General features: G+C 70.1%; 10 protein-coding genes. 5 read left to right on the top strand and 5 right to left on the bottom strand.

Annotation, left to right across the window (positions count from 1 at the left end; genetic code table 11):
- Window positions 1–62: 62 nt before the first annotated feature.
- From ACJJV7_RS00770 to ACJJV7_RS00750, 5 genes are all read right to left on the bottom strand, one after another.
- On the bottom strand, window positions 63–3161 hold the full coding sequence (locus ACJJV7_RS00770; protein ID WP_405372993.1) for a S8 family serine peptidase: 3099 nt from the start codon (window positions 3159–3161) through the stop codon (window positions 63–65).
- A gap of 171 nt (window positions 3162–3332) precedes the next feature.
- Complete coding sequence (locus tag ACJJV7_RS00765) at window positions 3333–4418, bottom strand: ABC transporter permease (RefSeq protein WP_405372992.1); 1086 nt, start codon at window positions 4416–4418, stop codon at window positions 3333–3335.
- Window positions 4415–5347, bottom strand: a complete 933-nt coding sequence (locus ACJJV7_RS00760) for an ABC transporter ATP-binding protein (RefSeq protein WP_405372991.1) — start codon at window positions 5345–5347, stop codon at window positions 4415–4417. The genes ACJJV7_RS00765 and ACJJV7_RS00760 overlap by 4 nt, the downstream gene beginning before the upstream one ends.
- Before the next feature lie 9 nt (window positions 5348–5356).
- Window positions 5357–6586, bottom strand: a complete 1230-nt coding sequence (locus ACJJV7_RS00755) for an MFS transporter (protein WP_405372990.1) — start codon at window positions 6584–6586, stop codon at window positions 5357–5359.
- Between the two features lie 91 nt (window positions 6587–6677).
- Window positions 6678–7670, bottom strand: a complete 993-nt coding sequence (locus ACJJV7_RS00750) for a glycerophosphodiester phosphodiesterase family protein (protein ID WP_405372989.1) — start codon at window positions 7668–7670, stop codon at window positions 6678–6680.
- 135 nt (window positions 7671–7805) lie between these two features.
- Between ACJJV7_RS00750 and ACJJV7_RS00745 the strand changes: the two genes are divergently transcribed.
- The 5 genes from ACJJV7_RS00745 (at window position 7806) to ACJJV7_RS00725 (ending at window position 13346) form a co-directional block, all read left to right on the top strand.
- The gene (locus ACJJV7_RS00745) at window positions 7806–8705 is read left to right on the top strand and encodes a Bax inhibitor-1/YccA family protein (RefSeq protein ID WP_405372988.1); all 900 of its coding nucleotides are present in this window, start codon (window positions 7806–7808) and stop codon (window positions 8703–8705) included.
- A 133-nt stretch (window positions 8706–8838) separates the two neighbouring features.
- Window positions 8839–10059, top strand: a complete 1221-nt coding sequence (locus ACJJV7_RS00740; protein WP_405372987.1) for an ROK family protein — start codon at window positions 8839–8841, stop codon at window positions 10057–10059.
- A 123-nt stretch (window positions 10060–10182) separates the two neighbouring features.
- A complete protein-coding gene (locus tag ACJJV7_RS00735) occupies window positions 10183–11541 on the top strand; it encodes an extracellular solute-binding protein (protein ID WP_405372986.1) in 1359 nt (452 codons plus the stop codon).
- 7 nt (window positions 11542–11548) lie between these two features.
- Window positions 11549–12496 carry a carbohydrate ABC transporter permease gene (locus ACJJV7_RS00730; protein WP_405372985.1) on the top strand — a complete coding sequence of 316 codons (948 nt, stop codon included), beginning with the start codon at window positions 11549–11551 and terminating at the stop codon, window positions 12494–12496.
- 1 nt (window position 12497) lies between these two features.
- Window positions 12498–13346 (top strand): carbohydrate ABC transporter permease, encoded by an 849-nt coding sequence (locus ACJJV7_RS00725; RefSeq protein ID WP_405372984.1) that lies wholly within the window; start codon window positions 12498–12500, stop codon window positions 13344–13346.
- Window positions 13347–13373: the final 27 nt, after the last annotated feature.

The following is a 13373-nucleotide window of genomic DNA, read 5'->3' as shown; positions in this document are numbered from 1 at the left end:
GGCGGCCACACACGACAGAGGGGGCGGTGCGCGAACGCACCGCCCCCTCTGCCGTCGTCGTCCTACTTGATCGGAACCAGCAGCGCCTCGTCGGCGCCCGACTCATTGTCGGGGACCACGATCATCGAGCCGAGCGGCTTCTGCACCGCGAAGGCCGACGCGTCGGTGCGCACCGACACGGTGGCCTTCTTCCCGCGCGGCACGACCTCGTACTGCCCGTTCCCGATGGCGGGGTCGGCGGGATTGTAGGTCGCGACACCGGCGAAGGCGTCAGTGCCGTCGGTCGTGGCGCTGTACGACTGCACGCTGTAGTCGAACGCCCCGGTGATCCCGAGGTCCTTCAGGAGCACCGGCAGCAGGATCGTGCTGCTGTCCGTCGGCGCCTGCGCGAGGAACCCGGTCGGGATGGTGGCTCCGCCGCCGACCTTCTGGGCGAACACCTCCGTGACACCGTCGACGCTGCCGGCGCGGACCGCACCGGAGTCGTAGGAGAACACGACCCAGTCGGGCGTGCCGTCGCGGTTCGTGTCGATGGTGACGTCGAACTCATTGCTCGCCGCGTTCGACCAGCGACCGTGGGTGCTGATCGCGAAGACCGCGACCTCATCGCCCGTCGGTGTCGTGAACGACTGGACGCCGGCGGCGCGCAGGTCGTAACCGGTGTCGGCGATCGCCCGCGGAGCATCCTTCTTGTCCGACAGGCCCCACGTGTACACGTCGGCCGCGGCATCGAGGGCGCCCTTGCGGTTGCCGAGGGTGAGCGTACGGTCGGCGTCGATGATCTTGCCGCGTGAGCTGAGCGCCCCCGAGACGGTGACATCGCTGTTCGAGCGCGGCACCAGCAGGTACGGCACCCGGAGGGTCGAGCCCTTCGCGGAGAAGACGACGTCGCCCGAGATCTCGTGGAACGCGAACTGATCGGCGCCGAGGGACGACGGCACAGCGGATGCCGGTGCCGACACGGTCACGCGGACCTTCGCCGTCTTGCCGGGTCGGACGGTGACCTTCTTGGCGCTCAGCGAGACCTTCGCCGCAAGCGACTGCGCCGACGGGGCCGACGTCACGGTGTACGTGACCGACGTCGTGCCGTCGTTGCGGAGGGTGACCGTCTTCTTGCCGCCCACCGTCTTCGTCGACTCCTCGAACCCGAGGCTCAGGGCGGCTTCCTGCATCCACCCGTTCTTCGTCTCGAACCGGTCGCCGGTCGCGGTGACCTTGGTGGCCACCGCCTGAGCGGTGTCCACCAGGCCGACGCCGCCGCGGACCGGCGCGTTGCCGGCGACCTTGTCGGGGTCGGCGGTCGAGACGATCGCGGCGGAGATCTTCGCGGCATCCCAGCGCGGGTGCGCCTGGACGGTCAGGGCTGCCACACCGGCGACGTGGGGCGCCGCCATGGACGTGCCCGACTTGATCGACGGAGCGCTGCCCGTGCCGACCGCGACCGAGGAGGTCGACACCCCGGGGGCGGCCACGTCGGGGCTGATCGAGCTGTCGCCGCTGCGCGGTCCCGACGAGGTGAACGATCCGTACCCGGCGAACCCGGGGTTGGCGATCTCGGCGCCGACCGCCGTGGCCGAGGCTCCGTCCGCGAACGCGGCGCCCGACGAGGAGCGCACGCCGAAGAACGGAATCGTCACGGTGTAGGGGGTGCCGTCATCGGGGTTCTCGAAGATCGGGCCTTCGTAGGGCGGAAGGTCGTCGGTCGAGTTGACCATGACCACCGCGGCGGCACCCGCCTGCTGGCCGAACAGCGGCTTGGCGGCGCGCGCGCACGTTCCGCGCGAGACGACGGCGAGCTGGTTGCCGCCCTCGACGATGCCGACCCGCGTGAAGTCGGATGCCGCGCAGCCGAGCGCCTCGTTCGCGGGAGTGCTCGGGTCGTCAGTCAGCCGCACGACGCTCAGCGTGCCGAGGCCGTCGACGGATTCGGCGTTCGCGACGATCGCCTCAACGGCCGCGCCGCCCACGGTGATGGTCGCGCCGGGGAAGGTCTCCGCACTGTCGACGGCCGAAACCGCCACGACGCCGTCGCCGGAGCCGGGCGAGCCGGTGAGGTAGGGGCTCGGGCCGGCGTTGCCGGCCGAGGCGACGACGACCACGCCGGCGCCGACGGCGTTCGCCGCGGCGATGGCGCTCGGGTCGTCACCGCGGCCGAACGAGGAGCCCAGCGACATGTTGATGACGTCCATGCCGTTGTCCACGGCCCAGTCGATCGCCTGCACGGTCACGTCGGTCGAGCCGTCGCAGCCGAAGATGCGCACCGCGTACAGGTCGGCTTCGGGCGCGACACCCGGGCCGACCTTGAAGTCGACGCCCGGAGTGGACTCGTCGTACGGTCCGGCGTAGGTGCTGCCGTCGGGGAGGACTCCCGAACCGCCCGTGGTGCCGGCGACGTGAGAGCCGTGGCCTTCGCAGTCGAGCGGGTTGGGGTCGGGCTGCGGAACCAGAGCGGCGCCCTCGCCGCCCGGGTCGTACGCGTCGCCGACGAGGTCGATGCCTCCCTTGATGCGGGGAGCCTGCGGCCCGAAGAGGGCGGGGTCGGCCGACGCGGTCGAGGTCGCCGCGGCTGCCTCGAATGCCTCGACGGTGCCGGGGCCGCCGAAGCCGGCATGCGTGTAGTCGATGCCGGTGTCGAGCACCGCGACCTTGACGTTCTTGCCGGTGTACCCGGTGTTCTCCCACACGCTCGGGACGCCGAGGTACGGAACCGAGACCGCGTTGTCGAGCTCGTGACGCACGACCTGGTGCACACCGACGACGCCCGGGAGGCCGGCGACCTCATCGAGCTCGCCGGCGGGAACGGAGACCTGGATGCCGTTGTAGGCCGACTGCATCTGGGCGCGGATCTTGCCGCCGCGCTCCACGATCTCGCTGCGGATGGCGTCCTGCGCCTGCTTGAGATCCGACTTCACCGCCGACCGCTCGCTCTTGGTGAGCGCGCGCCCCTCCTCCGCCTGGACGACGGCGACCGGGTCACCGGCCATCTCGATGACGACCGTCACCCGGCGCTCCTTGTCGAGCGCCCCCGGGACGATCGAGGTGTCGAGGGAGCCGGTGGTGTCCGCTCGATCGAACCGCGAGAGGGAGCCGCCGTCGGCGTCGGGATTCGGCGCCGCGGCGAAGGCCGTGGTGGTGGGCAGCGAGAGGGCGAGGACGCCCACAGCCGCCAGTATGCGTCGGTGCAAAACAGGACCGCCTTCCATCAGAGACGTCTCGGCGTGGTGGCCGAGGCTGATTGGAGGCTATGCATCCCCTGTCGATCCCCCAAGCATCGATCGGCCAGATGAGAGGATCCTCACCGGCCGATCGGCACTGCAGCAGACCTGAGCGGGTCAGGCGATGCGGGTCCCCGGCGGCAGCTTCCGCGCCGGCGTGCGGGTTCGCATCCCCGCCCAGCCCAGCAGGAGACCCGCGAGGACGATCTGGAGCCCGAGACCGACGAACCAGCTCGGCACGGTCGTGGCGACGACCTCGGCAGCCGACGCACGCGGTTCGTCCGCCTGCCGTGAGCACTCGTTGTAGGTCGACTCCAGCTCGGGCGGGAGTTGCGTCTGCCGGAGCCCGTACTTCACGCCGCCGAAGAGGTCCACCGGTTCGCCGATGTTGGAGAAATCGGCGGGGGTCGCGTCGGCGAGGATCGCGAACGGGTTCGGGGCCAGCATCCACCACACCCGATCGAACCGGGGGACGTCGTACGTCTGGACGCTCTCGTCCTCGCAGATGAGCTGGGTCGGGTCGTTCCAGCAGTCGTCCGACCCGTCCTTGCACTCCGGAGCACCGGTCACGGGGTCGTATTTCGCGGACTGGTAACGGTGCGTCTGCTCCGAGGTCATGCTGCTGCCGACCAGGCCGAATCCGATCAGGGTGCCCACGCACAGCGCCGCGACCACCAGGTAGGTCGCGGCGACCGAGAAGAGCGGGCGGGCGAGGATGCCGCTGAACGCCGTGCCGAGCGCGGCGACGACACCCGCCTCCACGACCAGCACCGCTGTCGAGACCACGACGGTCAGCGGGTTGACTCCGCCGCCCACGGCCGCCGCGACCACGAGGAACGGCACGGCCACGACCGCGAACGCGAGACCGGTGATCCAGGCGGCGAGGAACTTGCCGAGCAGGATCTCGGCGGTGCGCGCCTGGGTGACCTGGATCGGGGCGAGGGTGGCGGCATCCCGATCGCCGTTGATCGTGTTGCCGCTCAGCGTCGGCGAGACGAGCACGACCAGCAGGAGCGTGATGAAGACCACGACGGAGTACACGCCCGGCCCTCGGTCTTCGAGGCTGGCGAACGTGAAGAACGAGAGGATCGTCGTCGCCAGAAGAAGCAGCGCGAAGATGCCGAGCAGGACGTACCAGGACACCGTCCGGATGCGCTGCGTGAGGTCGAGGCGGGCGATGGTCCACAGCCGAGAGAAGCTCATCGCGCATCTCCTTCGAGGTCGAGGAAGGTGTGTTCGAGCATGCCGGTCGCGACGGAGAACTCCGCGACCGGGAGTCCTGCCGTCACGAGGGCGGTCAGCGCCTGCGCAGCGGACTCGTCACCCGAGAAGGAGAGGAGGAGGTCGCGTCGGTCGATCGGGATCGTCGCGACGTCGAGGCCCAGCGCCCCGGCCACCGGCAGCGCCGCCGCCGTCGCGTCACGGTCGGACAGCCGGACGCGCCAGGTGCGGCCGCGCGCCGCGGCCTCGGCGATGCGGTCGGCGCGGACGGTCTCCCCACGCACCAGGAAGACGGCGTCGTCGACGACCTCTTCGAGTTCGGAGAGGATGTGGCTCGAGATGAGGATCGTGCGACCGTCCGCGGCGAGGCGGCGCAGGAGCACCCGCAGGTCGATGCGGGCCTGCGGATCGAGACCGGATGCCGGTTCGTCGAGCAGCAGCACCCGCGGATCGTGGACGAGCGCCCGCGCCAGGCCGAGCCGCTGCTTCTGACCGCGGGAGAGCACGCGCGCCGGTGCGTCGCCGAGATCGGCGAGGCCGACCGTGTCGAGCAGCTCCGCCGCGCGCGCCCGGGACTGCGCGCGGTCGAGGCCCGACAGCCGCCCGGTGACGTCGATGGTCTCGCGCGCGGTGAGCGACGCCCACGCGCCGAGGCTGTCGGGCATCCAGCCGAGGAGGGCCCGCGCTCCGGAGGGGTCGCCGACCGGGTCGACGCCCGCGATCCGGATCGACCCGGCATCGGGGGCGAGGAGGGAGGCGAGCATCAGGAGCAGCGTCGTCTTGCCCGAACCGTTCGGTCCGACGAGCCCGGTGACGGCGCCCTCGGGGGCCTGGAAGGAGACGTCTCGAACGGCGTGCACCTTGCCGAAGGACCGGCGCACCCCCTCTGCGACGATGCCGGCGGTTGTCATAGCGACACCCTAGAGGGAGACGGCGAACTCCTGGGGGACGCGGGCACGGACCCGCAGGTTGGCGAGGCCGGCGGCGAGGAGGAGCGCTGCGGCGACCACCGGCGCCCAGAGCGCCGCCTGCGCACCCGACGACTCTCCGAGCGCGCCGACGATCATGCTCGCGAAGGCCTGACCGACGACGACCGAGGAGCCGAGGATCGTCATGACGGTGGCCTCGCGTCCCCGCGGCGAGCGCGCGGCCGCGAGGGCGTACAGCGTGGCGAGGGTCGGCCCGATGCCGCAGCCCGCCAGCGCCAGCGCCCAGCCCATCGAGATGGCACCGGCTGCGCCCGCGGCGAGCACGGCGCCGATCACCAGGATGAGAGTGAAGGAGATCCACCGCCACGGCAGCGTGAACCAGCGCGGCAGCAGGCCGACGCCGAGGGCGAGGATTGCCGACCCCACGCCCATGATCCCGTAGAGGATCCCGGTCTGCTCGGGGAAGCCGCCCTCATCGGCGAAGGCGGTGAGGGAGGTCAGCATCGCCCCGAAGAAGAGGCCCGTCGCGAGCGTTCCCGCGGCGGCGAGGAGGATGCCGGGCTGGAGCACCGCCCGCGCCGGCTCCCTCGTGTGCCGCGACGAGCCGAGACCGCCGGTGCGCGCGGTGGGGTGCAGGGCGAAGGCGGCCACGAAGACGACGGTGAGCCCGGCGGCCGCGAGCACCGGCGCGGCGGGGTTCGCCGCGATCGCGATGACACCCACGAGCACCGGCCCGAAGACGAAGACGATCTCGTCGACGGCCGACTCGTAGCCCATCGTCGACTCCTGCACCCGGCCGGGTTCGGCGACGTCGAGCCTGCCGACGGCGCCGACCATGCGGGCGCGGGACATCGGCGACACCTGGGGCGCGGTCGCGCCCGCGAGCATCGACACGAGCAGCAGCGCCGCGTCGGGGGTGGCGCCGTACGCCACGGAGACGAGCGCCACGAGCACGCTCGCGTGCACCACGGCGGCGATCAGCAGCACCGGTCGCTGGCCGAACCGATCGGCGGCCGCGCCGATGAGGGGGCCGGTCGCGATCGTGCCGATGCCGACGGCAGCGGAGGTCAGGCCGCCGAGGGCGAGCGAGCCGCGGGCGTCGACGACCATGGTGAGGACGCCGACGACGATCATGGCGTAGGGAAGACGGGCGATCAGGGCGATCGCGAAGTACCAGAGTCCGACCGCGCGGACGAGCGCGGCCATGGATCGGCGAGACATGGGACCTCCGAAGACGGGGGCGTCGTGCCGCCTTGACGGGGATCAGGTAGATACACGGGGCGCCGACAGGCCGTCGGCGCCGTCTGGAATCTTACCGGTCGACCCTGCGGAAGTACTCGACGCCCAGGTCGGGGTGGTCGACGAAGACGCCGTCGACACCGGCATCCGCCAGCATCTTCCACTCCGCCTCCCAGTCACCGAAGGCGGTGTCGTCGGGGCCCCGGCGGAACTCCGGCGCGAGAAACGCGTTCTCGGGCCGGCACGTCCAGACGAAGACGCGCAGTCCGCGGCGGTGCGCCTCGGCGACGACGGACGGCTCAGCCGGGTCTGCTTCGCTCGCCAGCACGATGGCCTTGTCGAGGCTGATGCCGTCGACCTCGGCGGCGAGGCGGTCGAGTCCGTCACCGGTCAGCTGCGACGCGTAGGTGGGGGCGTCATCGCCCAGGGCGGCGGCGAGGTCGGCCGCGGTGCCGCCCGCCTCGAGCAGGTAGACATAGGAGGCACGGATGCCGTGGGCGCGCAGGTCCGCGAGCGCGGACTGCTCGAAGCTCTCGACGACGAGGGAGCGTTGCCCGTCGCCCCATCCCGCTCGGCGCAGTTCGGACGCGAGCAGGGCGGCGACGTCGACGCCGAGGCCGGCGAAGTACGTCGCGTGCTTGATCTCGAGCACGACGCCCGTCTCGGTGCCGCCCAGGAGGTCGAGCAGATCGCGGAGCCGCAGGATCGGCTCGGTGCCGTCGGCGGTGGCGCTTCCCGGCCGCAGCCGGGGAAGGCGCTCCCGGCAACGGAGGGTGGCCAGTTCCTCCCAGGTGAAGTCCTCGGTGAACCAGCCGGCGACCTCGTGACCGTCGATCGACGCGGTGCGCCGGCGGTCGGCGAACTCGGGGTGGTCCGCGATGTCGGTCGTCCCGCCGATCTCGTTCTCGTGCCGCACGACGGCGACACGGTCGCGGGTGAACACGACGTCGGGCTCGACCGCGTCGACACCGGCGGCGAGCGCCTGCAGATACGACGACCGGGTGTGCTCGGGGCGGTAGCCGGGGGCTCCGCGGTGGCCGATGACGAGAGGGCGACGACCGGACATGAGCCCAGGCTATCGGTCATATTCCGCGCCGCTCATAGAGCACTCACAGCGCCCGGCCTCTTGCGCGGATTTGCGGTCCGATACGCTGGATTGACAGCACAGAGCTGTGAGTCGACCTTTGGAGTGACACACACCATGGCAGCGTCCGGCAATTTCGCCTTCAACAACCCGGTCTTCCAGGAGAATCAGCGCCCCGGCCTGACTCCTCCTGCCCAGCAGACCGCTTCTTCGAGCGCCTCGCACCAGGCGTCCGACATCGCGGCGAGTGCGCAGCTGGAGGGCATGTACGCCGCCCCCAACGCGAGCGCCGCGCAGACGGGCCGCATGACCGTCGAGGACACCGTCCTCAAGACGGCCGGCCTCTTCGGCATCCTTCTCGTCACCGCCCTCGTGGGCTGGTTCTGGACCCTCGGCGGAACGCTCACCCCCGCTGAGGCGCAGTCGGTCACGATGCTCCCCTGGATCATCGGCGCCCTCGTCGGCTTCGTCCTGGCCCTCGTCATCACGTTCACCTCTCGCAAGAAGGTGCGCCCCGGCCTCATCTGGGCCTATGCGGCCGCAGAGGGCCTGTTCGTCGGAGGCATCTCGGCGTTCTTCGAGATCCAGTGGACCGGCATCGTCATCCAGGCCACGATCGCGACGCTCTCCGTCGTCGGTGTGACCCTGGCCCTCTTCGCCAACGGCAAGGTCCGCGTCAGCAAGAAGGCCAACAAGATCTTCCTGATCGCCATGGGCGGCTACCTCGTCTTCGGTCTCGTCAACCTGGTCCTCATGTGGACCGGCGTGACCGACGGTCAGTTCGGCCTCTACAGCGCCGAGATCTTCGGGATGCCGCTGGGCCTCGTCATCGGCCTGCTCGTCGTCATCATGGCGGCGTACTCGCTCGTGCAGGACTTCGACCTGATCCAACAGGGCGTCCGCAACGGCGCCCCGCGTCAGTTCGCCTGGGTCGGCGCCTTCGGCATCATGGTCACCGTCGTGTGGCTGTACGTCGAGATCCTTCGCATGATCGCGATCCTGCGCGGCAGCGACTGACCCGCACCGCGCTCGATCGAAGGCCGTCCGGTTCGCCGGGCGGCCTTCGTCGTTGCGTGCCCCGGTGAGCGGATGCCGTCACGGCGGACGGCGTCGGCCACGCGTGGGCAGTATGGTGCGACCGGAGGACTTCATGAGACGCGGCTCGAATCTGCCTGCGGTCGGCACGTACAACCAGACGCTCGTGCTCGACCTCATCCGGCGCGCGCCCGAGGGTGTGAGCCGCAGCGAGCTCGCGGCCCGGACGGGCCTGTCGGCTCAGACGCTGAGCAACGTGGCCCGGCGCCTGGTCGACGAGGGCTGGGTCATCGAAGGCACGCCGGTCGCCGCCGGCCCCGGCAAGCCCCGGACTCCCCTGCGGCTCGATCCGTCCGCACGGTGCGCGGTCGGCATCCATCTCGATCCCGCGGTCGACACACTCGTCGTCGTCGACCTGACCGGTGCGGTGATCGCGCACACCGAGCACACCCCGCGTCAGTCGGGGACGGCTGCAGACCTCGTCGCCGACCTTGCCGCCGCCGTCGACGCCCTGCTCGCGGCGTCCGATCTCGATCGCAGCCGTGTGCTCGGCATCGGCGTCGCCGCCCCCGGCCCCCTCGACGCCGAGCGCGGCACCCTTCTCGAGCCACCGCTGCTGCTGCCCGCGTGGCACAACGTGCCGCTCCGCGACCGGCTGCACGAGGCCACGGGGCTCGGGACGACCGTCGAGAAGGACGTCGTCGCCGCGATGGTCGGCGAACTCTGGACCGATGCGCAGCAGGAGCTCGACGACGCGATCTTCTTCTACTACGGCGCCGGCGTCGGCGCCGGCCTCGCCGTGGGCGGCACGCCCCTCCGCGGCCGCACGGGCAACGCGGGCGATGTCGCGCACCTCGTGGTCGAGGAGGGCGGCCCGCTCTGCGGCTGCGGCCAACGCGGATGCCTCGGCGTCGCGATCGCCCCCGAGCGGCTCCTCGTCGACAGCGGCATCCTCGCCGCCGGGGCCACCCCGACGGCGCCGGAACTCCGCGCCCACCTCACCGAGCTCGGCACGAGGATCGGCCGGGGCGACTCCCGCGCGGTGGCGGCCGTCGATCGGGCGGGTGAGAACCTCGCTCGCGCGGTCGTGCAGATGAACAACCTCCTCGACGCCGACGTCGTGGTCGTCGGAGGTCCGCTGTGGGGATCGCTCGTGGGAGCGGGGGCCACTCTCGAGCGCGCCCTCGCGGCGAGCCCGGCGATGGCGACGGTGCGCGGCATCCGTCTGCTGGAGAGCACCCTCGGTACGGATGTCGCGGCCGTCGGCGCTGCGTGTCTGGTGCTCGATTCGGCCCTGACGGCGCGGCCCACCGACCTCATGATCGCGTCGCGCTGAGCGCCGACGCCGAATCGTGATCGTCGATCTCGCACGGACTCTTGCCCTTTTAGTCCATTTGCTTTAGAAAAGACGTGCGCAGGCAGCTTGCGCGCGTCAGGATCAAGCGAAGGGGCTTTGACCATGAAGACATCCACTGCGACTCTTGCGCTCGTCGGCGGGACGGCGATCGCACTCGCACTCACCGGTTGCGGCGGCGGAGGCGGGCAGGGCGGTGCGTCCGACGACGCCATCCGCGTCGCGTACCAGAAGACCAAATCGTTCACCGCGATGGACACCCTGATGAAGAAGGCGAAGGAGGAGTACGAAGCCGCGAACGACGGCATGACCGTCGAGCTCGTCCCGATCGAGGCCGAGCAGGATCAGTACTTCACCAAGCTCGCTCTGATGAACGGGTCGAAGGACACCGCACCCGATGTCATCTACGAGGACACGTTCCAGATCCGATCGGATGCCGCGGCGGGATACCTGCAGCCCATCGACGACTACCTCGCCGACTGGGACGAGTGGGAGCAGTACGACGAGGGCGCCCGCCAGGCCGGCCTCGGCGACGACGGCAAGACCTACGGCGTCTCGCTCGGCACCGACACCCGCGGCATCTACTTCAACAAGGAGATCTTCGCCGCCGCCGGTCTCCCCGACGACTGGGCTCCCACCAGCTGGGACGACATCCTCGAAGCGGCACGCGCCGTCAAGGAGAGCAGCCCCGACGTCATCCCGCTGAACATCTACGCGTCGCAGGCCCTCGGCGAGGCGACGTCGATGCAGGGCTTCGAGATGCTGCTGTACGGCACGGAGGACGAGCTGCTCGACACCGACTCGAACAAGTGGGTCACCGGGTCGCAGGGCTTCGTCGACGCCCTCGACTTCTACAAGACGCTCGCCGACGAGGACCTCGGACCCGACCCGGCACAGGCGCTCGACGCCGGCTGGGGCACCAAGGTGAGCACCGAGCTCATCCCGCAGGGCGGCCTCGCGATCGCCATCGACGGATCGTGGCTGCCGAGCCAGTGGATCGAGGGCGAGAACGCCTGGCCCGAGTGGCAGGACACCATGGCCTTCGCCGCCATGCCCACCCAGGACGGCGGCGGAGACGGCTTCACGTCGATGTCGGGCGGCTGGACGCTCGCGATGGGCGCGAACGCCACGAACCCCGACGCCGCCTTCGACTTCATGGCCCAGGCCCTGACGTTCGAGAACGCCCTGTCGTACCACCAGGAAGCCGGTCAGATCGCCGTTCGCAAGGATGTCGCCGAGAGCCAGGAGTACCTCGACTACAACCCGTCGTTCGAGTTCTTCTCGTCGCTCGTGCCGTTCACGAACTTCCGCCCCGCGACGCCGGACTACTCGCAGATCTCGTCGAACATCCCGGTGGCGACCGAGTCGGTGTTCACCGGGCAGGCGAGCCCTGCCGACGCGCAGGCCGCGTACGACACCGCACTCGTCGGCATTGTCGGCGAGGAGAACACTCAGGCCGAGTGATCTCACGATGACCGCAACCGCCACACTCACCACCGGCGGTCGGCACCGCCCGGGCCGGGGGTCCACCCCTCGGCCCGGGCGGTCAGCCGCCGCCCGGGCCGCCTTCCGGCTGCTCCCCCTCCTCCCCGCGACGCTCCTGCTCCTGGCCTTCATGCTGGGACCGATCGTCTACGCGCTGTACGGATCGCTGACCGACCGGGCGATGACCGGCCCCCGCGCGGCCGATCCGCAGTTCATCGGGCTCGACAACTACACCGCCCTCTTCGGCTCCTCGGAGTTCTGGCTGTCGCTCGGCCTCACGGTGGTCTTCGTGCTGGCATCGGCGGTCGTGGGGCAGAACGTCCTCGGGATGCTGCTCGCGGTGCTCATCCGCGGCGCGGTCAAGCCGCTGAAGTCGATCGTGGGCGGACTCGTCGTCCTCGCCTGGGTGCTGCCCGAGATCGTGGCGGCGTTCGCGCTGTACGCGTTCTTCCAGACCGACGGCACGATGAACGCCTTCCTGGGATGGTTCGGTCTCGAGGGCACCAGCTGGCTCTACTACTTCCCGATGCTCTCGGTGATCCTGGCGAACATCTGGCGCGGCACGGCCTTCTCGATGATGGTCTACAACGCCGCCCTGTCAGAAGTGCCGCCCGAACTCACCGAGGCCGCCACGATCGACGGGGCGAATGCGTGGCAGCGCTTCATCCAGGTGACCATCCCCGTCATCCGCCGCTCGATCTCCACGAACCTGCTGCTGACGACGCTGCAGACCCTCGGCGTCTTCACGCTCATCTGGGTGATGACCGGCGGCGGGCCGGGGACGCAGTCCTCGACCCTCCCCGTGCTCGCCTTCCAGGAGGCGTTCAAGTTCGCTCAGGTCGGATACGGCACGGCCATCGCCGTCGTCACCCTCCTGATCGGCGCCGTCTTCTCCGCGGTGTACATCCGCATCCTCAAGCCGGAGGTCGACTGATATGGCCGCGATCGTCTCTGTCGCCGCGCCGCGCAAGCGCGGGCAGACACTCCTGTCGTCCGCGATCCTCGCCGGCATCGGCATCCTGTTCCTCGTTCCGCTGCTGTGGATCGTTTTCGCCTCGTTCGACGGCGACGCCAAGGTCACGATGAAGATCCCCGAGACCTGGACGCTCGACAACTACACCCAGGTCATGACCTGGGAGCTGACCTGGCAGCCCCTCCTGAACTCGATCCTCATCTCGTTCGGCACGGCCGTGATCACGGTGGTCGTGGGCGTCCTCGCGGCTTATCCGCTGTCGCGCTACAAGATGCGGTTCCAGAAGACGTTCATGTACGGCATCCTCTTCGGGACGGGGCTGCCCATCACCGCGATGATGGTGCCCGTCTACGCCCTGTTCGTCTCCTTCGGACTGCTCGACTCGGTGTGGGGCGTGATCGTCTTCATGGCCGCGACGTCGCTGCCGATGGCGATCTGGATGCTGAAGAACTTCATGGACTCGGTGCCGATCTCCCTCGAAGAGGCCGCCTGGGTCGACGGGGCAAGCTCCATGCAGGCGCTCGCCCGCGTCGTGATCCCGCTCATGCGCTCCGGCATCGGGGTCGTCTTCATCTTCGTGTTCACGACCGCGTGGGGGAACTTCTTCGTCCCGTTCGTGCTGCTGTTCACGTCGTCGAAGTTCCCTGCCGCCGTCTCGATCTTCAACTTCTTCGGACAGTACGGCTCCATCGCCTACGGGCAGCTCGCCGCCTACTCGGTGCTCTATGCGGCGCCCATGGTGCTGCTGTACGTCCTGGTCCAGCGGTTGTCCGGCGGCGCTTTCGCGCTGGCCGGATCCGTCAAGGGCTGACCCGCTTCTCCACTCCCGCTCTCTCGA

Source organism: Microbacterium sp. Ld4, from assembly GCF_045066555.1.
Classification (GTDB): domain Bacteria; phylum Actinomycetota; class Actinomycetes; order Actinomycetales; family Microbacteriaceae; genus Microbacterium.
This window is presented reverse-complemented; position numbering and strand designations above follow the sequence as displayed.